General features: G+C 62.3%; 21 protein-coding genes and 1 riboswitch. Of the genes, 6 read left to right on the top strand and 15 right to left on the bottom strand.

Annotated features, from left to right (window positions below; translation table 11 throughout):
* Positions 1–16: 16 nt before the first annotated feature.
* Positions 17–2,776 carry a DNA polymerase I gene (gene polA, locus FG13_RS22970; protein WP_035824642.1) on the bottom strand — a complete coding sequence of 920 codons (2,760 nt, stop codon included), beginning with the start codon at positions 2,774–2,776 and terminating at the stop codon, positions 17–19.
* Between the two features lie 292 nt (positions 2,777–3,068).
* On the opposite strand from polA, the gene FG13_RS22965 reads away from it, so the two are divergent.
* The 3 genes from FG13_RS22965 (at position 3,069) to FG13_RS22955 (ending at position 5,298) form a co-directional block, all read left to right on the top strand.
* Positions 3,069–3,464, top strand: a complete 396-nt coding sequence (locus tag FG13_RS22965) for a hypothetical protein (RefSeq protein WP_035824640.1) — start codon at positions 3,069–3,071, stop codon at positions 3,462–3,464.
* An 83-nt stretch (positions 3,465–3,547) separates the two neighbouring features.
* Positions 3,548–4,504 (top strand): homoserine kinase, encoded by a 957-nt coding sequence (locus FG13_RS22960; protein WP_035824637.1) that lies wholly within the window; start codon positions 3,548–3,550, stop codon positions 4,502–4,504.
* A gap of 2 nt (positions 4,505–4,506) precedes the next feature.
* On the top strand, positions 4,507–5,298 hold the full coding sequence (locus tag FG13_RS22955) for a BPSS1780 family membrane protein (RefSeq protein WP_035824635.1): 792 nt from the start codon (positions 4,507–4,509) through the stop codon (positions 5,296–5,298).
* Between the two features lie 124 nt (positions 5,299–5,422).
* Here the strand turns inward: FG13_RS22955 and FG13_RS22950 are convergent, their stop codons facing one another.
* Positions 5,423–7,726, bottom strand: coding sequence for a UvrD-helicase domain-containing protein (locus FG13_RS22950; protein ID WP_034749150.1), 2,304 nt, complete (start codon positions 7,724–7,726; stop codon positions 5,423–5,425).
* Between the two features lie 109 nt (positions 7,727–7,835).
* Here FG13_RS22950 and FG13_RS22945 point away from each other — a divergent pair, with 109 nt between their 5' ends.
* Positions 7,836–8,111 (top strand): hypothetical protein, encoded by a 276-nt coding sequence (locus FG13_RS22945; protein ID WP_035824634.1) that lies wholly within the window; start codon positions 7,836–7,838, stop codon positions 8,109–8,111.
* A complete protein-coding gene (locus FG13_RS22940) occupies positions 8,108–8,632 on the top strand; it encodes a GNAT family N-acetyltransferase (protein WP_035824632.1) in 525 nt (174 codons plus the stop codon). The genes FG13_RS22945 and FG13_RS22940 overlap by 4 nt, the downstream gene beginning before the upstream one ends.
* Before the next feature lie 13 nt (positions 8,633–8,645).
* On the opposite strand, the gene FG13_RS22935 is transcribed toward FG13_RS22940, so the two are convergent.
* The 12 genes from FG13_RS22935 to FG13_RS22880 form a co-directional block, all read right to left on the bottom strand.
* Positions 8,646–9,500: a hypothetical protein gene (locus tag FG13_RS22935; RefSeq protein WP_152598843.1), complete on the bottom strand. Its 855-nt coding sequence runs from the start codon at positions 9,498–9,500 to the stop codon at positions 8,646–8,648.
* 184 nt (positions 9,501–9,684) lie between these two features.
* Complete coding sequence (locus tag FG13_RS22930) at positions 9,685–10,791, bottom strand: S-(hydroxymethyl)glutathione dehydrogenase/class III alcohol dehydrogenase (protein WP_035824628.1); 1,107 nt, start codon at positions 10,789–10,791, stop codon at positions 9,685–9,687.
* A gap of 26 nt (positions 10,792–10,817) precedes the next feature.
* Positions 10,818–11,450 (bottom strand): ANTAR domain-containing response regulator, encoded by a 633-nt coding sequence (locus FG13_RS22925; RefSeq protein WP_035824626.1) that lies wholly within the window; start codon positions 11,448–11,450, stop codon positions 10,818–10,820.
* Between the two features lie 78 nt (positions 11,451–11,528).
* Positions 11,529–12,140: a thiamine phosphate synthase gene (gene thiE, locus FG13_RS22920; RefSeq protein WP_035824624.1), complete on the bottom strand. Its 612-nt coding sequence runs from the start codon at positions 12,138–12,140 to the stop codon at positions 11,529–11,531.
* Positions 12,141–12,150: 10 nt separating this feature from the next.
* Positions 12,151–12,906, bottom strand: coding sequence for a bifunctional hydroxymethylpyrimidine kinase/phosphomethylpyrimidine kinase (gene thiD / locus FG13_RS22915; RefSeq protein ID WP_035828625.1), 756 nt, complete (start codon positions 12,904–12,906; stop codon positions 12,151–12,153).
* Between the two features lie 8 nt (positions 12,907–12,914).
* Entirely contained in the window at positions 12,915–13,706 is a 792-nt protein-coding gene (locus FG13_RS22910) for a thiazole synthase (RefSeq protein WP_035824622.1), read from the bottom strand.
* A gap of 15 nt (positions 13,707–13,721) precedes the next feature.
* Positions 13,722–13,925, bottom strand: coding sequence for a sulfur carrier protein ThiS (gene thiS / locus FG13_RS22905; RefSeq protein WP_035828624.1), 204 nt, complete (start codon positions 13,923–13,925; stop codon positions 13,722–13,724).
* Between the two features lie 20 nt (positions 13,926–13,945).
* Entirely contained in the window at positions 13,946–15,859 is a 1,914-nt protein-coding gene (gene thiC / locus FG13_RS22900; protein WP_035824620.1) for a phosphomethylpyrimidine synthase ThiC, read from the bottom strand.
* 79 nt (positions 15,860–15,938) lie between these two features.
* A riboswitch (TPP riboswitch) is annotated at positions 15,939–16,054 on the bottom strand.
* An 84-nt stretch (positions 16,055–16,138) separates the two neighbouring features.
* A complete protein-coding gene (locus tag FG13_RS22895; RefSeq protein WP_035824618.1) occupies positions 16,139–16,396 on the bottom strand; it encodes a hypothetical protein in 258 nt (85 codons plus the stop codon).
* Positions 16,397–16,434: 38 nt separating this feature from the next.
* Positions 16,435–17,241: a response regulator gene (locus FG13_RS22890; RefSeq protein WP_035824615.1), complete on the bottom strand. Its 807-nt coding sequence runs from the start codon at positions 17,239–17,241 to the stop codon at positions 16,435–16,437.
* Positions 17,242–17,269: 28 nt separating this feature from the next.
* Complete coding sequence (locus FG13_RS22885; protein WP_235211791.1) at positions 17,270–19,174, bottom strand: PAS domain-containing hybrid sensor histidine kinase/response regulator; 1,905 nt, start codon at positions 19,172–19,174, stop codon at positions 17,270–17,272.
* Positions 19,175–19,218: 44 nt separating this feature from the next.
* Entirely contained in the window at positions 19,219–19,959 is a 741-nt protein-coding gene (locus FG13_RS22880; protein ID WP_035824612.1) for a Crp/Fnr family transcriptional regulator, read from the bottom strand.
* 237 nt (positions 19,960–20,196) lie between these two features.
* On the opposite strand from FG13_RS22880, the gene FG13_RS22875 reads away from it, so the two are divergent.
* Positions 20,197–22,281, top strand: a complete 2,085-nt coding sequence (locus FG13_RS22875; protein ID WP_051959368.1) for a putative bifunctional diguanylate cyclase/phosphodiesterase — start codon at positions 20,197–20,199, stop codon at positions 22,279–22,281.
* A 9-nt stretch (positions 22,282–22,290) separates the two neighbouring features.
* On the opposite strand, the gene FG13_RS22870 is transcribed toward FG13_RS22875, so the two are convergent.
* Positions 22,291–23,340, bottom strand: a complete 1,050-nt coding sequence (locus tag FG13_RS22870; protein ID WP_035824610.1) for a porin — start codon at positions 23,338–23,340, stop codon at positions 22,291–22,293.
* Between the last annotated feature and the right edge of the window lie 137 nt (positions 23,341–23,477).

Raw genomic sequence — 23,477 nt, 5'->3', positions numbered from 1 at the left:
CCGCTATGTCAGATGGTTAATGCGCTTCGTCCCAGTTTTTGCCGACTCCGACTTCCGCCGTCAGCGGCACCTTCAACTCGGCCACGCCAGCCATCAGTTCCGGCAGCTTGCGCTTGACCAGTTCCAGCTCGGCGTCCGGCACTTCCAGCACCAGCTCATCGTGCACCTGCATGATCATTTTTGTTTGCAAGTTGTCCGTTTCCAGCCAGCCTTGCACGGCGATCATGGCCAGCTTGATCAGGTCGGCGGCCGTACCCTGCATCGGCGCGTTGATCGCCGCCCGTTCCGCACCCTGGCGGCGCGGGCCGTTTGGCGAATTGATTTCCGGCAGCCACAAACGGCGGCCGAACACGGTTTCCACGTAGCCGCGCGCCTTGGCTTGCTGGCGCGTGTCTTCCATATACTGTTTCACGCCGGAAAAACGGGCGAAATATCGGTCGATATAGCTTTGCGCGGCCGTGCGGTCCACGCCCAGGTTGCCGGCCAGACCGAATGCGCTCATGCCGTAGATCAAGCCGAAATTGATGACCTTGGCGTAGCGGCGCTGTTCGTTCTGCACTTCCGCAGCCGGCACGCCAAAGATCTCGGCGGCCGTGGCGCGGTGAATGTCGATGCCGTCGGCAAATGCGCGCAACATGGCTTCATCACCCGAGATATGCGCCATGATGCGCAATTCGATCTGCGAATAGTCGGCCGAGACGATGTGGCTGCCGGGCGGCGCAATAAACGCTTCGCGGATGCGCCGGCCTTCCGCGCTGCGGATGGGAATATTTTGCAAGTTCGGGTCGTTCGACGCCAAGCGACCCGTCACCGCCACGGCTTGCGCATAGTTCGTATGCACGCGTCCCGTCGTGACGTTGATCATCTTCGGCAATTTATCGGTATAGGTCGATTTCAGCTTGGCCATGCCGCGGTATTCCAGCAGCACTTTGGGCAGCGGATAATCCTCGGCCAGTTTTTGCAAGACTTCTTCATCCGTCGATGGCGCGCCCGTCGGGGTTTTCTTGACCACCGGCAGTTTCAACTTCTCGAAGAAAATTTCACCGATCTGCTTGGGCGAACCGAGGTTGAACGGCTGCTCGGCCAGTTCGTACGCCTTCTTTTCCAGTTCCAAAATCTTGACGGCCAGCTCGGCCGACTGGATGTTGAGCAATTCGTCATCGATCAGCACGCCGTTGCGTTCGATCTTTTGCAAGACCACAGCCGTCGGCATCTCGATCTTTTCATAGATGAAGGTGAGTTTTTCATCGTTGGCCACATTGCCCCACATGGCATTGTGCAAGCGCAAGGTGACGTCCGCATCCTCGGCAGCGTATTTGGCCGCCTGCTCCACTTCCACCTGGTTGAACGTGATCTGCTTGGCGCCCTTGCCGCACACGTCCTCGAACGGGATCGTCGTATAGTTCAGGTGGCGCAGGGCCAGGCTGTCCATGTCGTGCTTCTTGTGCGACTCGAACACATACGATTCAAGCAAGGTATCGTGGGCGATGCCGCGCAGAATCACGCCATGGTTGGCGAAGATATGGCTGTCGTATTTCAGGTTCTGGCCCAGCTTGGGCTTGTTGGCATCTTCCAGCCACGGGCGCAGTTTCGCCAGCACGTGTTCGCGCGTCAATTGTTCCGGCGCGCCCGCGTAATCGTGGGCCAGCGGGATGTAGCAGGCGGCGTGCTCTGCCACCGAAAGGGAAATGCCGACCATTTGCGCCGTCATCGGTTCCAGCGAGGTGGTTTCCGTGTCGACGGCCGTCAAGGGCGCCGCATCGATGAGGGCGATCCATTTGTCCAGCTGCTCATCCGTCAGCACGGTTTCATACACGGCTTCCACCGCTGGCGCGGCATCGGCAAACATGTCGCCCGTCGTGTTGGCAACAGCACCGCCGGCAACCGGCGCACCGACCGGCGACATCGGCGGCGGTGCCGCACCCAATTCGCGCAGCAGGGCCTTGAAGCCGTAGCGGTTGAAGAAGGCCAGCAGCGCTTCCTTGTCTTCGTGTTTTGCCACCAGCGAGTCGGCGATCGTTGTCATGTGCTCCGACAAATCGCAATCGGTCTTGACGGTGATCAAGGCGCGCGCTTGCGGCAACCATGGCAGGGCCGTGCGCAGGTTTTCACCGACGGCGCCGCCCACCTTGGCCGCATTTTCCATCACGCCTTCCAGACTGTCGTACAAGGTCAGCCATTTGACGGCCGTCTTCGGGCCGCATTTCGACACGCCAGGCACGTTATCCACGGTATCGCCGATCAGCGACAGATAATCGATGATGCGGTTCGGCGGCACGCCGAATTTGACCAGCACGGCCGCTTCGTCGAGCTTTTCATTGCTCATGGTATTGATCAGCATCACCTGGCTGTTGACCAGCTGCGCCAGATCCTTGTCGCCAGTCGACACCACCACGTTCATGCCGGCACTAGCCGCCTGCACGGCCAAAGTACCAATCACGTCGTCCGCTTCCACGCCGTCGACCATCAAAATAGGCCAGCCCATGGCGCGCACGGCTTCGTGGATCGGCTCGATCTGCAGGCGCAAGTCGTCCGGCATCGAGGCGCGCGTGGCCTTGTATTCGGGATACATGTCGTCGCGGAAAGTTTTACCTTTGGCATCGAACACGCAGGCGATGTAAGCGGCCGGGAAATCGGCGCGCAGACGGCGCAGCATGTTGACCATGCCGTGCATGGCGCCCGTGGGATAGCCATCCGGGCTGCGCAGGTCGGGCAGCGCATGGAAGGCACGATAGAGGTAACTGGAACCGTCGACTAACAGCAGGGTGTTTTGCATAATGCCAATAAAATAAGGTGAGCCGCGCCAGCCGGGAAGACACAGCGGCGAACGGGCGGAATATCGCACAATTATCGCAGAGTTTAGGGCCGCGCCACCGGCCGCCACACGTGCCGTTCTTGCTGTTTTTGCCACCCTGGCGGCCTCGTGCGGGCGTGCGGGCTGCCACCTGGGCCGATTTCAACCCATTTAAACAGCATTGCCTACCAGTTTGTTACAATGCCTTATAGATAAATTGACGGCATTACACCACTGCACGCGCTGCAGTCCCACACATGGAAGCGAACCCATCATGATGCGTACATCGACACTCTGGACATTCCTCGCCCTGCCCCTGCTGGCATGTTCGGCCCTTGCCAGCGCCCAGACGCCGGCCAAACCGAGCGACGCGCCACCCCAGCTCGAACGTATCGAGGAAATGGGCGAAGCACCGATCACCGTGGCGCCAGCGGCGGCCAAGCAGCAGATCACCGAAAAGCGCGAAGCGGGCGTGACGTCCGAAGTGAAAGTGACGAGCGGCGGCAGCACGTATTACATGAAACCGGCCGCTGGCGCCGACCAGGCCCACGGCGGCGCCCTGCGCGGCCCGCAATGGAAAGTGCTGGAGTTTGACCTGGGCAAGAAGAAACAGAAACAACGCGACGAAGAGGCAGCGGACGCGCCAGCGCCGCCCGCACCAGCGAAGTAAGCAGCCACTCTCTTCTGCCCTGCCCCGGCCACCTGCGGGGCAGCCGGCTTTTTTTGACCTTTTAGACCATTCCCCTCTTTCCCATGGCAGTTTTTACCGCGCTACACCTGGACGATATCGGCCAGTGGATCACGCAATTTCCACTCGGCAAACCTCTGGCGCTCAAGGGCATCGCGTCCGGCATCGAAAACAGCAATTTCTTCCTGAGCACGGAGCGCGGCGAGTATGTGCTGACGATCTTTGAAAACCTCAGTTTCGAGCAATTGCCGTTCTATCTGCAACTGATGCGCCATTTGGCGGACCGGGGCGTGCTGGTGCCGGCGCCGATCGCCAATGCGGACGGCGAACTGGTGACGGCCTTGCAAGGCAAGCCGGCCGCCATCGTCAGCAAACTCGACGGCAGCTCGCAGATGGCGCCGCAAGCCGTGCATTGCGCGGCTGTCGGCGCCATGCTGGCAAAAATGCACCTGGCGGCGCAGGACTTCCCCCTGCAACAGCCGAATCTGCGTGGCCTGGACTGGTGGAACACCACCACGCCGCTGGTCTTGCACCACCTCGACGATGCCAGGGCGCATCTGCTGCGCGCGGAAATCCATTTTCAGGACGCCTTTGCTGCCTGCGATACCTATAAAGCCATCCCGCGCGGCCCCGTACATGCCGACTTGTTCCGCAACAACGTCATGTTTGACGGCGAGCAACTGACGGGCTTTTTCGACTTTTACTTTGCCGGCTGCGACACCTGGCTGTTCGACGTGGCCGTCACCGTCAACGACTGGTGCGTGGACCTGGCCACGGGCGTGCTCGATACGGCAAGAGTGCGCGCCCTGCTCGACGCCTACCAGGCCGTGCGCCCGTTTACGCAGGAAGAACAGACGGCATGGCAAGCAATGCTGCGCGCCGCCGCGCTGCGTTTCTGGCTGTCGCGCCTGTACGATTATTACCAGCCGCGCGAAGCGGAAATGCTGACCCCGCACGATCCGGCGCATTTCGAACGCATTCTGCGCGAACGTATCGCCACACCTGCTCCGGAACTGTTTTAAACATGGAAAAATTACCTGCAAGTACAGGTTGGCAATGGGTGAAACAAGGCTTTACCCTGTTTCGCAAGCAACCTGGCGGCATGTCGATGCTGTTTCTCGGCTATATGTTCTGCATGCTGGCCGTCAGCATCGTGCCCGTGCTCGGCCAATTGCTGCCCGTCATCCTCGTCCCCGTCTTTTCCGTCGCCTTCGTGCAAGGCTGCCTGAATATCGACCAGGGCAAGCGCGTCTTGCCCAGCCTCTTGATCTCGGGCTTCCGCAAGCCGGCTTTTCCTTCCCTGTTCGGCCTGGGCGTGCTGTACATCCTGATGGCCATCGTCGCCATCGGCGCCTCGACCCTGGTCGATGATGGCTTGCTGTGGAAACTGGTCACAGGGCAATTGACGGAAGAAGCGGCACGCGCCGCCATCCCCGAATCGCGCCTGGGCCTGGGCATCCTGCTGGCCATCGTGCTGTACGTGCCGGCCGCCATGGCATTCTGCTTTGCCGCGCCGCTGATCTACTGGAAACAAGTCAGCCTGGGCAAGGCGCTGTTCTTCAGCTTTTTCGCCGTCTGGCGTTCGCTGTCGGCCTTCATCGTCTTCGCCGCCACCTGGTTCGCCATCAGCATCGTCACCAGCCAGTTGCTAGCCATCATCTTTGGCCGCACGCAGCTGATGATGCAACTGATGATGCCGCTGTCGATGATCTTGACCATCATCATGCATTGCTCGTTCTACGCCGCCTACCGCCAGATCTTCGGCCTGCCCGTCGATGAGAGCAAGACGGTGTCGCTGGACAAGAGCGGCGAGTGATCGCCAGACACTGGTCGGCCGCGTAATCCGACCTACGCGACCGGCCAGTAGGTCGGATTAGCGGGGCCGAGGCCACGCGTAATCCGACAACATTGTTAGCACCCGCAGTGGTGCCGGGTTACCTTCACAGCCGTTCCAGCTTCGCAATCCCCAGATCCAGCACCTTCATGCCGTGCTGTCCGAAATTGATCTGCGCGCGCGCATTGCCGCCGCCGCCTTCGATGTTGACGATCACGCCTTCGCCGAACTTGGCGTGCGCCACCGATTCACCGATGCGCCAGCCGCCGCCCGTGGCTTTTTGTGCGATCTTTTGTGCAATCGCATTGTCCGACCCCAGGCTGGCCACACGCGGTGCCTCGTCCCAGGCCGACTTGCGGTTGCCGAACCAGTTTGCCTGCACTTTCGGCGACAGCCATTTCAGCGATTCTTCCGGCAATTCATCAAAGAAACGCGACTTCATGTTGTAGCGCGTCTGGCCGTGCAGCATGCGCGTCTGCGAAAAACTCATGTACAGCCGCTTGCGCGCGCGCGTGATGGCCACGTACATCAGCCGGCGTTCTTCTTCCACGCCATTGTCTTCCTTCGAGCTGCTTTCGTGCGGGAACAGGCCTTCTTCCAGGCCCGTGATGAACACGTTGTCGAATTCCAGGCCCTTGGCCGAGTGCACCGTCATCATCTGCAGCGCATCCTGGCCCGCCTGCGCCTGGTTGTCACCCGCTTCCAGCGACGCATGCGACAGGAAGGCGGAGAGCGGCGACATCACGGCCGGCAGCGGCGCATCCGCATCTAAAATTTCGATGCCATCCTGGTTGACGACGGGCGCGCCCGACTGCGCCTGGGCGGCAGGGCCCAGATGGGCCGGTGCGCCCTGGCCGAAACCTTCCTCGGAAATGAACTGGCTGGCCGCGCTGACCATCTGCTCCAAGTTCTCGATGCGGTCGGCGCCTTCCTTTTCATTCTGGTAATGCTGCAGCAAGGTACTCGCTTCCAGCACCACTCTGACCATTTCCGGCAAGGACAATTGCTGCGTTTCAAAGCGCACGCCTTCGATCAGCTTGACGAAGCCGGCCAGCACGCTGCCCGCCTTGCCCGCCACATACGGCACGGAGGCGTACAGCGAAATGCCGTACTGTTCCGAGGCGGCCTGCAATTGCTCGATTGAGCGCATGCCGATGCCGCGCGTGGGGAAGTTGACCACGCGCAAGAAGGCCGAATCGTTGTGCGGATTGTCCATCAACTGCAAATAGGCAATCGCGTGCTTGACCTCGGCGCGCTGGAAGTAGCGCTGGCCGCCATACACGTGATATGGAATCGCGGCCGAAAACAGCGCATGTTCGATCACGCGCGACTGCGCATTCGAACGGTACAGAATCGCGATTTCGCTGCGCGAAGCGCCATCGGCGATCAGGCTTTTCGCCTCTTCGATGATCCACTGCGCTTCCTGCAGGTCGGAACTGGCTTCATACACGCGCACCTGCTCGCCATGGCCCGCATCCGTGCGCAGATTCTTGCCCAGGCGCTTGCTGTTGTTTGCGATCAACACGTTGGCGCTGTCGAGGATGTGACCATGCGAGCGGTAGTTCTGCTCCAGCTTGATCAAGTTCTTGACCTGGAACTCGTGCTCAAAGGCGCTCATATTGCCCACGTTGGCGCCGCGGAAGGCGTAGATGCTCTGGTCATCGTCGCCGACGGCAAACAGGGCGCCGCCATCGCGGCTGCCGTGGCCAGCCAGCAATTTGAGCCAGTTGTATTGCAGGTTGTTCGTATCCTGGAACTCGTCCACCAGAATGTGGCGGAAGCGCGCCTGATAGTGTTCACGCAAGGGCTGGTTGCGGCTCAGCAATTCATACGTGCGCAGCAGCAATTCCGCAAAATCGACGACGCCTTCGCGCTGGCACTGGTCATCGTACAGCTGGTACAGCTCGACCATCTTGCGCTCGTGCGCGTCGTACGCTTCCACGTCCGTGGCGCGCAAGCCCTGGTCCTTGGCATTGTTGATGAAATACATCACCGTCTTCGGCGGGAATTTTTCATCATCGATGTTGTTTGCCTTCAACAAGCGCTTGATCACCGACAATTGATCCTGCGAGTCGAGGATCTGGAACGTTTGCGGCAAGGCCGCGTCGCGGTAATGCGTACGCAGCAAGCGGTTGCACAGGCCGTGGAAGGTGCCGATCCACATGCCGCGCGTATTGATCGGCAGCATGGCCGACAATCGCGTGAGCATTTCCTTGGCGGCTTTATTGGTAAACGTCACGGCCAGGATGCCGGGCGGCGATACCTGCTGGGTCTGGATCAGCCACGCGATGCGGGTGGTCAGCACGCGGGTCTTGCCCGAACCGGCGCCTGCCAGGATCAGCGCATGTTGCGCCGGCAAGGTGACGGCAGCCAATTGTTCGGGATTGAGGTTGTGAAGAAGATTTTGCATCCCGTGATTATACCGGCATGGCTAAAAATACTGTGCATTTGTCCAGCGGTCGCGCCAGTTTTCCATGTGCGCGCTACAATCGGCGTCCCGACACAGCAGCCTGTATCCCATGACACCACCGACCCACCTCGACGGCGCCCGCGTACTGGCCTGGGCCTGGTCCGACCTGCCCTTCGGCCATGTCGCCAGTGAAGATGGCGCCGCCCCCACCGCCATCCACGGCCTGGCCGTGTGCCGCTACGGGGACGAAGCGCCAGTCTACCGTTTCAGCTGCGACGCGCAGTGGGAAACCGTGCAGGATGACGTGTATGCCAGCGAGGACGACGCCAGGGAGCGGTTGCCGGCACAATATTGCGCCGTGGCGGCCGCGTGGAACACGCCATGAGCAACACCATCCGCGCGGCCACCCGTGCCGACCTGCCGTTGCTGGCCCAGGTCGAACGCAGCGCCGCAATCCTGTTTGCCCAGGCCGGCCCCGAACTGGCCTGGCTGGCGCATGGCGAACCCTTGCCACTGGAGACCTTGCAGGCGCTGCAGCAGGATGGCGGCGTGTGGGTGGCCGCCGATGGGCAGGATGCGCCAGCGGGTTTCCTGGCCGCCCAGCCGCTCGACGGCCAGTTGTTCATCGTGGAATTGTCCGTTGCACTGCCGCAGCAACGGCAGGGACTGGGCGCGCGCCTGCTCGACGCGGCGGCGGCCCATGCCCGGGCGCTGGGCTGCGCCTGGCTGACACTGAGCACGTATCGCCACCTGCCATGGAACGCGCCCTACTATGCGCGCCATGGCTTCAGCGAAATCGAGGCCGTGGCGCTGGGCGCTGGGCATGCGCTCAAGCTGGCGCGCGAAGCGCAGGACGGGCACGATCCGGCGCTGCGCTGCCTGATGCGCAAGCCGCTGGCCCGCTGATTCGGCACAGCACTCAGCGCACCAGTTTTGCCTTGCCTTCGCTGAGCGCCTGGGCGATTACCTGGCGCGTGGTCTTGTCGGCGATCTTGACGACTTTTTCCTGCTGGCGGCCCAGGTCGCCCATTTGCTTGCCCAGCGCTTCCATCGGCTTGCTGCGCTGTTCCATCTGGCGCGACATCTGCTCCACTTTCTCGGCCTCGCGCTCATGCACATCGGCGATGCGGTCGTTGATCTCTTCCATCTCTTCCTGCGCATCTTCCATCTGCTGCTGCAGGCGCTCCACGTCGCGCTCGGCCGCGCGGCGCGCCGTGTCGCTCGTCGCCAGCGCCTGGCGGCGCGAGGCGTCGCCAAGCTTGCGGCCCAGTTCCTGCTGCTGGCGGCCCAGCGCGCGCAACTGCTCCGACTCGCGCGCGCTGCCTTTTTCCAGGCTGCGGGCACCCATCTTGCGGCCCATTTCGCCCATGGCCTTGCCGTGCGCGCCCATTTGATCGCCGAGCGCACTCATCTCCTTGCCGAGCTGTCTCGAGGGCTGCCATGCCGTGCGCACCTTGCCCAGCAAGGCCGCATCCTGCAGCACATAGGCCTGGCCCTGGTCGCGGAACCACAGGAACGGCCCCTTGATCGAGCGCTTGAGCTTTTCCACCTGCTGCGAGTGGATATCGCTGTCGACGACGATGACGCCCTCGCTATCCGTGGCGCCATCGACGAGCGCATAGCTTTCGCCCTTGTCGAGCGAACGGCTGACCTGCACGCTGGGCGCCGCTGGCGGGGCCGGTGGCGCGGGAGGCTGCGGCGGCTGCACGGCCAGCGCGCTGCCGCCAAGCAGGATGCCTGCCAGGCTGAGGATCAAACGGTGGGAAGTGGACATGGCTGCCTCGTCGCAAAAGTAGTGGAGCATTGACTTTAGCGACGGGTGGAGCACGGCTCCAGCGCGATGCGACAGGCTGCAAAAAGACCTGCCTGGATGGCAGACATGGACGATGGATGGCAAGCGGGCAAAAAAAAACGGAGGCCGCAGCCTCCGCAAAACGCCGTGGTACGGCGTATTTATATTAGTACAACACGACGGAGCGGATCGATTCACCGCTCTTCATCAGGTCAAAACCCTGGTTGATGTCATCGAGCTTCAAACGGTGCGTGATCAAATCGTCGATATTGAGCTTGCCTTCCATATACCAGTCGACGATCTTTGGCACGTCCGTACGGCCGCGCGCGCCGCCGAAAGCGGAGCCTTTCCACACGCGCCCCGTCACCAGCTGGAATGGACGCGTGGAAATTTCCTGGCCGGCCGCCGCCACGCCGATGATGATGGACTGGCCCCAGCCCTTGTGGCAGCACTCGAGCGACTGGCGCATGGTGGTGGTGTTGCCGATGCATTCAAACGAATAGTCGGCGCCGCCGTCCGTCAGCTGCACGATGGTGTCGACCACGTTTTCCACCTCGTTGGCGTTGACGAAATGCGTCATGCCGAACTTGCGCGCGATGTCCTGGCGCGCCGGGTTGATGTCGACGCCGATGATCTTGTCCGCGCCGACCATTTTCGCTGCCTGGATCACGTTCAAGCCGATGCCGCCCAGGCCGAACACGACCACGTTGGCGCCCGCCTCGACCTTGGCCGTAAACAGCACGGCGCCCACGCCGGTGGTGACGCCGCAGCCGATGTAGCAGACTTTATCGAACGGTGCGTCTTCGCGGATCTTGGCGAGAGCAATTTCCGGCACGACAATGTAGTTCGAGAAAGTCGAGGTGCCCATGTAGTGGAAGATGGGCTTGCCATCGATGGAAAAGCGCGAGGTCGCGTCCGGCATCAGGCCGCGGCCCTGGGTCGAGCGGATCGACTGGCACAAATTGGTTTTTTGCGACAGGCAGAATTTGCACTGGCGGCATTCCGGCGTGTACAGGGGAATGACGTGGTCATCCTTTTTCAGGCTTTTCACGCCCGGCCCCACGTCGACGACGATGCCGGCGCCTTCATGGCCGAGGATGGATGGGAAGATGCCTTCCGGATCGGCGCCCGACAGGGTGTAGTAATCGGTGTGGCAAATGCCGGTGGCCTTGATTTCGACCAGTACTTCGCCCTCGCGCGGGCCGGCCAGGTCGACTTCTTCGATGGTCAAAGGCGCGCCGGCCTTCCATGCAATCGCTGCTTTGGTTTTCATGTGTGTCCTGTGTATGGTTGAAACGTTTACTTGGCTTTCGCGCGGTTGAGGAAGGCGCCGTGCAAGCCGTTCAGGGTTTCCTCGGCCAGCAGCAGCTGGCTGGCGATTTCATTGATCTTGCGGCGGCTGGAACGGGCGTGGTCGCGCAGCACTTCGAAAGCCGTGTTGCGGTCCGTCTGGAATTTGCCCATCAGCAAGCCCACGGCCAGACTCGTTTCGCGGCCGGCGGCCAGGGCCGCGTTCAGGTTCAGCTCGGTGCGGCGCAGCTGGCGGATTTCATCGGCGCGCGCCAGGCCCGCTTCGAAGGCGGGCATCAAGCGGGCTTCATCGACGGGTTTCACCACGTAACCGACCGCGCCGTAGGCGGCCGCCTGCTTGCCCGATTCGCTGTCGCCGCTGCCGGACAGGAACATGAATGGCACGGCCGTTTCGCCATGCAGGCGCTTGGCCAGTTCCAGGCCGGACATGCCCGGCATATGGATGTCGAGCAAGGCCAGATCCGGCTCGCGCTGGGCGATCAGCTGCAACGCCACTTCGGCCGAATGGGCCAGGGCCGTCTCGTAGCCGGCATGGCGCAGGACTTCGCCGAGGAATTCCAACAGGAGCTGGTCATCGTCAACGATCAGGATAAGGCGTTTCGCGGCGGCTGGCTGACTCATGGGTGGGGGACCTCGGTAATGAATGATGCTCATATTATATGCCGATTACTGCCCCAAACCAGCCCTGCACGCCCATGCTCATGCCGCAAACAAGTGATTGAATTGCTGCACCGCAATATCCACATCGTCCGCTTGATAGACGCTAGTGATGGCCGCCACCATGTCGGCGCCGCGCGCGGCCAGCGGCGCCGCGTTCTCCGGCGTCATGCCGCCGATCACCACGCAGGGCAAGGCGATCTCGCGCTTGGCTTGCAGCACGATATCCAATGGTGTCGTGAGCGGGTATTTTTTTACCAGCGACGGATAAAAGCCGCCGAAGGCGACGTAGCTGGCGCCGCCCGCCTCGGCCGTCCTTGCCAGGGCCATGTCGCCATAGCACGAGGCGCCGACGATCTTGTCCTTGCCCAGGCGCGCGCGCACCTGCGCCACGGACGCATCCGTGCCGCCCACGTGCACGCCGTCCGCGTCGAGTTCTTCGCACAGCTCGATAAAATCATTGATGATGAAAGGCACGCCATATTTGCGGGCCAGTGCCAGCAAGGCGCCCGCCTGTTCGCGCCGTTGCTCCGCCTCGGCGCTCTTGTGGCGGTATTGCAGCAGGGCCACGCCTTCCTGCAAGGCTTGCTCGCTCACGTCGAGCAGGCGGTCGGTGTCGTCCCAGTTCGGGGTGACCAGATACAGTCCACGCATGATGTTTTCCTTATTGAATGAATCGTTGCGGCATGAGTTGACCTGGCGCAATCGCATACGCGCCGGCCAGGGCCGCATGGCAATAACGTTGCGCGCCATCGAGCGCCTCGGGCAATGCCTGGCCCAATGCCAGGCGCGCCGCGATGGCCGACGCCAGGGTGCAGCCGCTGCCGTGAAATTCGCCGGGAAGACGGGGCCAGCGCCACTCGCGCTCCCTGCCCTCACCATCGACCCAGCGGTTGACGATCACCTCGCCGTCGCCATGGCCGCCCGTCACCAGCACGTTCCGACAGCCTTGCGTGCGCAAGTTTTCTGCGCCACCGAGGGCCGCCGCTTCCGGCCCGTTCGGTACGATGACGGTGGTCACCGGCAGCAAGGGCGCCAGCGCCAGCACGGCGTCGTCCCGGCTGAGCACGTCGCCATGGCCGCTGGCCAACACGGGGTCGAGCACGACAGGCAAGCCTGGGCGGGCCAGCCGCATTTGCGCGATCAGCTGCGCAATGACGGCTGCATTCGCGGCGCTGCCGGGAATGCCGATCTTCACGGCGTGAATGGCCATCTTGTCGATCAGGGCCAGCGCCTGCCGGCGCAATAGCTCCGGCACCACCGCCTGCACGCCAAAAACCCTGTCGTTGTCCTGCACCGTCAAGGCCGTGATGACGGGCAAGGCATGCGCGCCCTGCGCGGCAATGGCCACGATATCGGCGGCGATGCCGGCGCCGCCCGACGGGTCGGCACCGGCAAACACCAGCACAGTGACACGCATCGGCGCCATCACGCCAGGCGGCCCGCCATCGGCGACGATGGCGAGGCGGCAAACTTGCGCGGCATGCGGCCCGCCAGAAATGCTTCGCGACCTGCCCGCACGGCCAGCTTCATCGCACGCGCCATGCGCACGGGGTCGCGCGCGCCGGCAATGGCTGTATTCATCAGCACGCCATCGCAACCGAGTTCCATGGCAATGGCCGCATCGGACGCCGTGCCCACGCCGGCATCGACGAGCACGGGCACTTTCGCCTGGTCGATGATCAGCGACAAGTTCCACGGATTCAAGATGCCCATGCCCGAGCCGATCAGGGACGCGAGCGGCATGACGGCCACGCAGCCGATGTCTTCCAGTATCTTCGCCTGGATCGGGTCGTCGCTGCAGTAGACCATCACGTCAAAGCCATCCTTGACCAGCGCTTCGGCCGCAATCAACGTTTCCGGCATGTGCGGAAACAGGGTCTTTTCATCACCGAGTACTTCCAGCTTTACGAGATTGCGCCCGCCCAGAAGCTCGCGCGCCAGTTGCAGGGTGTAGACGGCATCTTTGGCGTTGTAGCAGCCGGCCGTGTTCGGCAGTATCGTGTACTGGTCGGGCGGCACGAAGTCGAGCAGGCTGGGCGCGTTCGGGTCTTGCCCGATATTCACCCTGCGGATCGCCACCGTGATGATCTGCGCCTCGGCCGCATCCGTCGCTTCGCGCGTCTGCGGCAAATCCTTGTACTTGCCGCTGCCCACCAGCAAGCGCGATTGATACTGTTTGCCTGCGATGGTCAGCAGGTCGTTGTTATTACTGTTCATTGCTTTTTCCTTAGTTCAGCCGCCGCCGATGGCGCGTACTATTTCAACCTGGTCGTGTACCTGCAAAACCTGCCCCGGCCACGCCTTGCGCGGCACGACGTTGCGGTTGACGGCCAGCGCCAGCGCCTGGTTTTCCAGCGACAGCGCGGCGATCAATTGGTCGAGGGTTTGCCCCGGCGGCACCTGGTGCGGTGCGCCGTTGAGCGTGATGGATATCAATGCAGGCATCACGCTCTCCTTCAGACCTTGCGGTACAGCTCGGCGCCGTTCTTGATGAATTCGATGGCCTTGATTTCCATGCCCTGCTTGAGCGCCTTGTCTTCCGCGATCCCCATGCCGGCCGCGTATTCGCGCACTTCCTGCGTGATCTTCATCGAGCAGAAATGCGGGCCGCACATGGAGCAGAAATGCGCCACCTTGGCCGAATCCTTGGGCAGGGTTTCATCGTGGAATTCGCGCGCCTTGTCCGGGTCCAGGCCGATATTGAACTGGTCATCCCAGCGGAATTCAAAGCGGGCTTTCGACAGGGCGTTGTCGCGGATTTGCGCGCCCGGATGGCCCTTGGCCAGGTCGGCCGCGTGCGCCGCAATCTTGTAGGTGATGATGCCGTCTTTCACATCGGCCTTGTTGGGCAGGCCCAGGTGTTCCTTCGGCGTCACGTAGCACAGCATGGCCGTGCCGTACCAGCCGATCATGGCCGCGCCGATGCCCGAGGTGATGTGGTCGTAGCCGGGCGCAATATCGGTGGTCAGCGGCCCCAGCGTATAGAACGGCGCTTCGCCGCACTGTTCCAGCTGCAAGTCCATGTTTTCCTTGATCAACTGCATAGGCACGTGGCCCGGCCCCTCGATCATCACCTGCACGTCGTGCTTCCAGGCGACTTGCGTCAGCTCACCCAGGGTTTTCAGCTCGCCCAGCTGCGCCTCGTCGTTGGCGTCATAGATGGAGCCGGGACGCAAGCCGTCGCCCAGCGAAAACGACACGTCATACGCCTTCATGATTTCGCAGATCTCTTCGAAATGCGTGTACAGGAACGATTCCTGGTGATGCGCCAGGCACCATTTCGCCATGATGGAGCCGCCGCGCGAGACGATGCCCGTCAGGCGCTTGGCCGTCATCGGCACATAGCGCAGCAGCACGCCTGCGTGGATGGTGAAATAATCGACGCCCTGCTCGGCCTGTTCAATGAGAGTATCGCGGAAGATTTCCCAAGTTAAATCTTCGGCCTTGCCATTGACCTTTTCCAGCGCCTGGTAAATCGGTACGGTGCCGATCGGCACGGGGCTGTTGCGCACGATCCATTCGCGCGTTTCGTGGATGTGCTTGCCTGTGGACAGATCCATCACGTTGTCGCCGCCCCAGCGGATGGCCCAGGTCATCTTTTCCACTTCCTCGCCTATCGACGAGGTGACGGCGGAGTTGCCGATATTCGCGTTGATTTTCACGAGGAAATTGCGGCCGATAATCATCGGCTCGACTTCCGGGTGGTTGATGTTGGCGGGGATGATGGCGCGGCCGCGGGCGATTTCCTCGCGCACGAATTCAGGCGTGATTTCCGCCGGGATGCTGGCGCCAAACGACTGGCCCGGATGCTGGCGGCCCATCAGGTCGGCCAGGCGCTCGCCCATGGGGCCGGAGGCTTTCAGCTCGCGCAAATATTCCTGGCGGCGCATGTTTTCGCGGATGGCGACGAACTCCATTTCCGGCGTGATGATGCCGCGCCTCGCGTAATGCATTTGCGTCACGTTCTTGCCGGCGATGGCGCGGCGCGGCTTGCGGTGCAAGTTGAAACGCAGCTCGGCCAGCTTCGGGTCCGCCAGGCGGGCGATGCCGTAGTCGGAGGTCGGGCCGGGCAATTCTTCCGTGTCGGCACGCTCCATGATCCACGGCAGGCGCGGCGTATCGAGGCCCGAGCGGATATCGATCTGCACGTCCGGGTCCGTGTACGGGCCGGAGGTGTCGTAGACGTAGATCGGCGGATTCTTTTCGCCGCCGAACGACGCTTCCGTGTCGGACTGGCTGATCTCGCGCATGGGTACACGGATGTCGGGACGGCTGCCTTCAACATAGATCTTGCGCGAATTGGGCAGCGGCGCGATGGCGGCTTCGTCGACCGTGGCGGTGGCGGAGAGAAATTTCGGGTTGGCGTTCATTTTGGCTCCTTGGCTAGACTATTTTTAAGCCTGGAGCCAGCTAAGGAGGTTCGGAATTACGCACGCGGAAAAGCGGGGTGCGTTCATCCTAAAGCTTCCCTTCGCTGGCATTATCCAGATCAGGTTCGGAGGGTATTTCTCACCCGCGCTTGCACCGTGTTTCCACAGCGAAAGGCAGGACCCCTAGCGTTTGCCGCCTTGCGGCAGCGAGCCAATTATACGCGGTTCACGCCGCGCGGCCAGATGATTTCTTGCAGGTGTCGTCTTTGTACATCGCCCTTACTTCTTCTTGCCCCAGCGCCAGCTGGTCGGTTCACCCTTCAGCTGGCAGATGAAAATGAGCGCGGCAACGATGGCCACTTCATAGACGATGTAGCCCACCAGCATGGTTTGCGGCGGGAACAGGAAGGCGCCGCAGGCGAACAGCGCCAGCGCGCTCAAAAAGACCAGCCAGCCCTGCCAGGTGATGGGCAAGCCCCAGCCCCAGCCATAGGTCTTGGCGGGAAACCAGTATTGCGGCGTTGATTTGTCAGTCATGATTTTTCCTGGTCAGTATCGATAGCACCCAGTATAAATCAGGCAATGCGATGGCGCTCCGTGACATCGAGGCCGATGCCGCGGTAGCCGATGAAGCGGCTGCCATTGTCGAACATCGGCTCGCCGCTCACTTGCAGATACTGCGTGCTGCCGTCGAGGTTGGCGCGGCTGTAAATGAAATCGAGAAACGGTTCACGTGCGGCGATTTTTGCGTCGAGCAGCGCTCGTTCAGTGGCGTTCCAGCGCTGCGGCTCTTCTTCGCTGCCAATGCCCAGCATTTCAGCCACGGGGCCGGAAAAACGCGTCAGGTTGCCTTGCGCATCCTGCTCCCAGTACCAGTCGGACGACAGTTCCGTGAAGCGCTGGAAACGCGCTTCGCTTTCGCGCAACTCCGCCGTGCGCTCTTCCACCATTTGCTCCAGCGACTTGTTGTATTCGGCCAGTTTCTGGTACAGCAGGCGCACTTCCAGCATGTTGTGGATGCGCGTCTTGACTTCCACCAGATCGAACGGTTTGCTGACGAAATCCTTGGCGCCCGCTTGCAGCGCGCGCAGCTTGTGGCCGGGCTGGGCCGTGATCACCAGCACGGGCAGGTAGCTGCCCGCCTCGATGTCGCGCAAGCCTTCCATGACTTCAAAACCATCCATTTCCGGCATTTGCAAGTCGAGCAGGATCAGGTCGTAGCGGTGCTGCTGGTGCAGCGTGTGCACGGCTTGCGGGTCCATGGTGGAGGTGATGCGCGTATAACCGGCATTGCGCAGCACCTGTTCCAGCAGCATGACGTTCGCCTCCTGGTCATCGACGATGAGAATGCTGGCGTTCAGAATCTCGGTGGCTTGAAGCATGGCGGTATTCCTAAAAATAAATGCTGAATTAGCGTACTGCGTGAATGTCGTCGGCCAGGCCGTGCGCGGCCGCATGGTGCAGGGCCACGTCAAGTGCATCCATGAATTCGACGACCTTGATCGGCTTGGTCAGGTAGCGGAAGAAGCCCGCTTCCAGGCCTTTCTCGATGTCGCGCGGCACGGCGTTGGCAGACAGGGCCATCACGGGAATATGGCTCGTCAGCGGGTCGTCATGCAGGATGTGCAGGGCGCCAAAGCCGCTGATGCCGGGCAGGTTGATGTCCATCAAGATCACGTCCGGCTGATACGTGCGGGCCAGGTCGATGCCCAGGTGCGCATCGATGGCCGTGAGCAATTTCAAATCGCTGCGGCGGGCGATCAATTGCTCCACCAGCGCCAGATTGGCGGGATTGTCTTCCACGTACAGCAAGGTGCGCTGGCTTTCCTGCGGCACCTGCACCTGCGGCAGCGCGTCGCCGTCGCCCAGCACCAGGGCCGGCGCGCTGCTGGCGGCCAGCTCGAACCAGAACGTGGTGCCCACGCCGACCGTGCTGTCGACGCCGATGGTGCCACCCATCAATTCGACCAGCTGCTTGGTGACGACGAGGCCGATGCCCGTGCCCTCTTCCGTGCTGTTTTCCTGTCCCAGGCGATTGAAGGGCTGGAACAGCTGGGCCACCTGGCCCGCATCGAGACCGGCGCCGCTGTCGCGCACGCTGACCCGCACCTTGCCGCCACGCTGGCTGCAGTCGACGGTGACGGCGCCGCCACTCTGGTTGTACTTGATGGCGTTCGACAGCAGGTTGACCATCACCTGTTTCACGCGCGTGCGGTCCGCATGCACGAAGTAAGCTTCGCCGCAGCGGGGGAATTGCATGCGGATGCCGCGCTTTTCCGCCTGCGGCGCGATCATCGCCTGGCAATCCTGCAACACGTCGAGCAAGGACATGGCTTCCTGCGACAAGGTGACCTTGCCCGATTCGATCATGGCCAGGTCGAGGATTTCATTAATCAAACGCAAGAGGTACCAGCCACCCTTGAGGATTTGCTCGATCGAGCGCTGCTGCGGCGGGCTCGGTGGCGGCACGTCGGACGCCATCAGCTGCGCAAAGCCCAGCACGGCATTGAGCGGCGTGCGCAATTCGTGGCTCATGCTCGACAGGAATTCGGACTTGGCGCGGTTGGCCTTTTCCGCCACCTGGCGCGCCTTCTTCAACTCCGCATTGTTGGTCTCGACCAGCGAACGGGTGTACGCCTGCTGCTCCTGCAGGCGCTGGTCCAGCAAGGCCTGTTCCGCCTCGACCTGCTTGCGTGCCGTGTTGTCCGTGCCGATCAGCAGGTAGCCGATGACCTTGCTTTGCGCATCGCGCAAGGCCGTCACGGAGACGATGGCGGGGAAGCGGCTGCCATCCTTGCGGATATACGTCAGTTCATAAATGTCTTCGATGCCGCGCGTGGCCTTGAACACGAGCGTTTCCACGCCAGGCGTGATGACGGTATCGAGTTCGGCACTGAGGGCGGCCGCGCGCGCGACGATTTCTTGCGCATCGGAAATACCAGCCGGCGTCAGCTTGTCGACCACGTCGCTCGCCGCATAGCCCAGCATGCGTTCGGCGCCCACGTTGAAAATCTGGATCACGCCCTGCGCATCGGTGGCGATGCACGAGAAATTGGCGCTGTTGAAAATCGCATCCTGCAAGGCGCCCGCCTTGAGCAGCTGGCGCGGCAGGCTGGCCGCCAGGGTGCGCCGGTACAGCGCCACGAGCAGCATCAGCAGCAAGAAGACCAGCGCGTCGATGACGCAGGCCGTTTCGAATGGCGCGCGCCAGGCCAGCAGGCCGATGGCCAGCAGCACGATGGCGCTGAACGAAAACGCCAGCGCCATGGGCCAGCGCGACGGCGCGCGCGGAGGAATGTTTTCAACAGATTGCATGAGGTAGCCTGGGCTGTGACAACGATAGAGAGAAGATGCGGTATTCAGCGCGCCTGGCGCTGGCGCACGTCCGACAACAGGCGCGCGAATTCCTTTTTGACCACGCCATAGCATTCGCACACATGGCCTTCGAGGCCGGCGCGGTCCAGCACGGAAATATGGCCGCGACGGTAGCTGATGAAGCCCCGCGTCTGCAAACGCCCGGCCGCTTCCGTCACGCCTTCGCGGCGCACGCCCAGCATGTTGGCAATCAACTCCTGCGTCATGGTCAGCTCGCGGTTCGGCAGGCGGTCCATGGTCAGCAGCAGCCAGCGGCACAGCTGCTGCTCCACCGTATGGTGGCGGTTGCACACGGCCGTCTGCGACATTTGCGTGATCAAGGCTTGCGTATAGCGCAGCAGCAAGCGCATGACGGGACCGGCGCGGTCGAATTCTTCCATCAGCAGGTGGGCCTTGAGCCGGTAGCCGACGCCGCCCGTCTGCACGACGGCGCGGCTCGGCGTCGAGTTGCCGCCCATGAACAGCGACACGCCCACGACGCCTTCATTGCCGACGCCGGCAATTTCCGACGAGCCGCCATTTTCCAGCAGGTAGTGAATGGAAACGATGGCCGTGGTGGGGAAATACACATGCTGCAGCTTGTCGCCCGAATCGTAGATCACGTCACCGAGCAGCATCGATACTTGCTCCAGATGGGGGGCCAGGCGCGCAAAATCGGCGTCGAGCATGGCGGCGAGCAAATGGTTTTGATTCGGGTTGTGCAGCTGGGCATGCGGACTCGACATGGGCAGGTTTCCTGTTTTCCAGTCGTCAGCTAGGGGATAGTTGAAAGGCGTCCGAACGAGGGGCGCCATGTGGTGCAGCGTAACACAGCGCTGGCACAGTGACCCGACTATATTTCTTGTCAGCATCGCCGTCCGTTCGGTAGCGAACGGACGACATTTCGCCGCGCACCCTACAGTCGGTCACTGCCCGGCCTGCCTGATCATGGATCGGCACCGGCGCTGCCACGGGACGTCACCATGCAATCATTCTTCAAACGCATTTCCATTTCCGTTTCCACCTCGGCCCTGCTCACTCTGGCGTTCGGGTTGTGCCTGACGGCCCTGTGCTACGCCTCGGCGCGCCAGATCGAAGGGGAAAGCGCACGGCTGCTGCTGCAGTACCACGCCAGCGGGCACACCGTGGGCGCCGCCCTGCTGCCGGCCAAAGGCATGGGCCTGGACGCCAACCATCGCGGCTCGCTGTATGTGCTGCTGGGTGGAGTGCTGTCGAGCCTGCTGGCAGCAGCCTATGTGTATCAGCTGGTGTCGCGCAATTCGGTCATTGCCCGCATCACGGGCGAACGCACGGCGGCGCTGCAGTTTGCCAATTTGCGCCTGTCCGAGGATATCGCTGCGCGCATGCGCAATGAAAAGTCGCTGCGCCTGCGCGAACGCATCATCGAAGTGTCGGCCAACGCCATCATCCTGTGCAGCGCCGACGCGCCGGGCTACCTGATCGAATACGTCAACCCCGCCTTCGAACGCATCACCGGCTATGCGGCCGGCGACGTCATCGGCCAGCGCCTGGAAGATCTGCAGGGGCCGGAACATGCGCGCCAGGACATGCACGCCATTAGCGCAGCCCTGCACGAACAGCGCGAAGGCAAGGCCATCGTGCGCAATTTCCGCAAGGATGGCAGCACTTACTGGAGCGAGCTGTTCGTCGCTCCCGTGCGCGACGAGGGCGATGGCGCCGTCAGCCACTTCGTGGTGGCGCAATACGACATCAGCACCGTCATGCGCTTCGAGCAGGAACTGGAATTCCAGTCCCGCCACGATATCCTGACGGGCCTGGCCAACCGTTTGCTGCTGCGCGAACGGTTGGAACAGGCGATGGCCGTGGCGCGCCGCAACACCCTGCCCCTGTGGGTGGTCTTCATCGACCTCGACCGTTTCAAATTCGTCAATGACACCCTGGGCCACGACGCGGGCGATACCCTGCTGAAACTGATCGCCGACCGCCTGCGCGCCGCCACGCGCGAAGTCGATACGGTGGCGCGCCTGGGCGGCGACGAATTCGTCCTGCTGCTGCCGCAACACACGAACAGCGAACCTGGCCAGCTCATCCTGCAGCGCGTGCTGGACACGGTGGCCCAGCCACTGCAGGTGGGCGGCCATGAATTCTTTCTTACATGCAGCATGGGCGTGGCCACCTATCCCGACGATGGCGACAGCGCGGAAACCCTGATCAAGCATGCCGACATCGCCATGTACCGGGCCAAGGAGCAGGGACGCAACCATTGGCAAAGCTACGCGCCGGCCATGAATGCCAGCATGCTGGCCCGCTTAAGCCTGGAAAGCGAATTGCGCCATGCGCTCGAGCGTGGCCAGTTCCACCTCGTTTACCAGCCGCAGGTGGAACTCGACAGCGGCAGGATCGTCGGCATGGAAGCGCTGCTGCGCTGGCAGCACCCCACCCTGGGCGCCATCGCGCCCGGCGACTTCATCCACCTGGCCGAAGAAATGGGCTTGATCGTGCCCATCGGCGCGTGGGTGCTGCAGACGGCGTGCGCGCAGGCAAAAGCATGGCAACGACAGGGACTGGGTGGCTTGCGCCTGGCAGTGAATTTGTCTGCCCGGCAATTCCGGCAAAGCGGCTTGCTGCAATCGGTGCGGGAAATTCTGGCCGTGACGGGCCTGGAAGCGCGTTTCCTCGAGCTGGAGCTGACGGAAAGCATGATGATGCAGGATGTGGAACAGGCGATCAGCACCATGGGCAAGCTCAAGACGCTGGGCTTGCAACTGTCGATAGATGACTTCGGCACTGGCTATTCAAGCCTGGCGCACTTGCGCCATTTCCCCATCGACGTATTGAAGATCGACAAGTCATTCGTCAGCGACATCACGCACAGCAACGACGACGCGGCCATCGTGCAAGCCATCATCGCGCTGGCGCACAGCTTGCGCCTGAAAGTCATCGCCGAAGGCGTGGAAACGGCGCAGCAACTGGCCTTCCTGCGCCAGCACGGCTGCGACCAGATGCAGGGCTACCTGTTCAGCCGACCGCTGGCCGCCGCCGCCTTCGAAACATTGCTGCTCGAAGGCAACATGCTGCCCGCTTAGCGTAAAAACTTAAAACGCGTGGCGCAGGCCGACGTTGAAGGCGCGGTTGCCGCTGCCCACTTCGGTGGCATTGCCCACCATGTAGGCGGCGTCGTTGCGGTTGCGGATATGCGCGTAGGCAAGATACACCTTGCTGCGCTTGGATAAGGCATACGTGGCGCCGATGGCCAGCTGCCGCGCGTCGCGGTTGGCTGCGTCACGGTCATCCTTGTGCACGTACGAGGCCAGCAAGGTCGTCGCGCCCAGTGGCACGGACACGCCGACGATGGCGTCGCGGCTGTCCGTCGACTGGGCCGGCGCCTGCGCCGCGCCGTACGGGTTTTCCGCAAAGAACATGGTGCTGCCGTCGCCCGTGTTGCGGCCATAGCCGGCAAACGCCGTGGCCACGCCGAAGTTGTAGTTACCGGCCAAAATCGTGTTGTTCACGTCGGCCTTGCCCGGTTCGCCGGCACGGCTCTGGCGCGCCAGGCGCAGGGTCAGCGGACCGTTGACATAGCCGAGGGCCAGGCCCAGCGAACGCTGATCTGCCACAATCCCCGTGTGCTCGCCGGCACCATACATGACGGTGGCCGTGACGCCACGCCATTCGGGCGAGGTGTAGCGCACGGTATTGTCGATGCGCGTGGCCGAATAGCCGGCCAGGTTGGTCGCCGCGCCAGCCAGGCCGCCTTCGAATGGATCGGCCACGTCGGTCAGCGCCTGGCTTTGCAGATTGTACTGGCGGCCCACGGTCAGCATGCCCAGTGGGCTGTTGAGGCCGACAAACGCCTGGCGGCCGAACAATTGCCCCGCCTGGTCGGAGCGGCCCGTGTCGCTCAGGACACCCGCTTCCAGGGTGAACACGGCTTGCAAGCCATTGCCCAGCGATTCCGTGCCGCGCAAGCCCAGGCGCGAGCCGGCCGACACGCCGCTGGTGAGCTTGCTGACGCCGCCTTCCTGCACCAGGCCCGCATCCATCAAGCCATACACATCAACGGATGATTGGGCGTGGGCCGCAGGCAAGGCGCCCACGGTGGCGATGGTCGAAACGAGGCCGACGGTGATCGAGATTTTTTTCATGCTGGTTTCCTTGTCAAGGCAAAACCGGGAAAGCGCGCGGCCATGGCGCGGCCACAGGCGCCAAAGGCGCGCTGGGGAGTGCCGTATCGAAAGACGACTGGCCAGGCAGCAAGATTCCTGGCTAAGCTGTGGCGGCA

Origin of the sequence: Janthinobacterium sp. RA13 (assembly GCF_000745325.1) — a bacterium.
GTDB lineage: Bacteria > Pseudomonadota > Gammaproteobacteria > Burkholderiales > Burkholderiaceae_D > Janthinobacterium > Janthinobacterium rivuli.
The sequence above is the reverse complement of the archived record's forward strand: the minus strand, read 5'-3'. Positions and strand labels throughout refer to the sequence as shown.

Coding starts and splice junctions, on each gene's coding strand:
- FG13_RS22890 (WP_035824615.1), bottom strand. CDS start 17,241: ATGCTTCAAGCCACCGAGATTCTGAACGCCAGCATTCTCATCGTCGAT.
- FG13_RS22870 (WP_035824610.1), bottom strand. CDS start 23,340: ATGAAAAAAATCTCGATCACCGTCGGCCTCGTTTCGACCATCGCCACC.
- FG13_RS22935 (WP_152598843.1), bottom strand. CDS start 9,500: ATGTCCACTTCCCACCGTTTGATCCTCAGCCTGGCAGGCATCCTGCTT.
- FG13_RS22910 (WP_035824622.1), bottom strand. CDS start 13,706: ATGAACAGTAATAACAACGACCTGCTGACCATCGCAGGCAAACAGTAT.
- FG13_RS22925 (WP_035824626.1), bottom strand. CDS start 11,450: ATGAGTCAGCCAGCCGCCGCGAAACGCCTTATCCTGATCGTTGACGAT.
- FG13_RS22930 (WP_035824628.1), bottom strand. CDS start 10,791: ATGAAAACCAAAGCAGCGATTGCATGGAAGGCCGGCGCGCCTTTGACC.
- FG13_RS22955 (WP_035824635.1), top strand. CDS start 4,507: ATGGAAAAATTACCTGCAAGTACAGGTTGGCAATGGGTGAAACAAGGC.
- FG13_RS22940 (WP_035824632.1), top strand. CDS start 8,108: ATGAGCAACACCATCCGCGCGGCCACCCGTGCCGACCTGCCGTTGCTG.
- FG13_RS22945 (WP_035824634.1), top strand. CDS start 7,836: ATGACACCACCGACCCACCTCGACGGCGCCCGCGTACTGGCCTGGGCC.
- FG13_RS22880 (WP_035824612.1), bottom strand. CDS start 19,959: ATGTCGAGTCCGCATGCCCAGCTGCACAACCCGAATCAAAACCATTTG.
- thiC (WP_035824620.1), bottom strand. CDS start 15,859: ATGAACGCCAACCCGAAATTTCTCTCCGCCACCGCCACGGTCGACGAA.
- FG13_RS22895 (WP_035824618.1), bottom strand. CDS start 16,396: ATGACTGACAAATCAACGCCGCAATACTGGTTTCCCGCCAAGACCTAT.
- polA (WP_035824642.1), bottom strand. CDS start 2,776: ATGCAAAACACCCTGCTGTTAGTCGACGGTTCCAGTTACCTCTATCGT.
- FG13_RS22965 (WP_035824640.1), top strand. CDS start 3,069: ATGATGCGTACATCGACACTCTGGACATTCCTCGCCCTGCCCCTGCTG.
- FG13_RS22960 (WP_035824637.1), top strand. CDS start 3,548: ATGGCAGTTTTTACCGCGCTACACCTGGACGATATCGGCCAGTGGATC.
- thiE (WP_035824624.1), bottom strand. CDS start 12,140: ATGCGTGGACTGTATCTGGTCACCCCGAACTGGGACGACACCGACCGC.
- FG13_RS22950 (WP_034749150.1), bottom strand. CDS start 7,726: ATGCAAAATCTTCTTCACAACCTCAATCCCGAACAATTGGCTGCCGTC.
- FG13_RS22875 (WP_051959368.1), top strand. CDS start 20,197: ATGCAATCATTCTTCAAACGCATTTCCATTTCCGTTTCCACCTCGGCC.
- FG13_RS22885 (WP_235211791.1), bottom strand. CDS start 19,174: ATGCAATCTGTTGAAAACATTCCTCCGCGCGCGCCGTCGCGCTGGCCC.
- thiD (WP_035828625.1), bottom strand. CDS start 12,906: ATGCGTGTCACTGTGCTGGTGTTTGCCGGTGCCGACCCGTCGGGCGGC.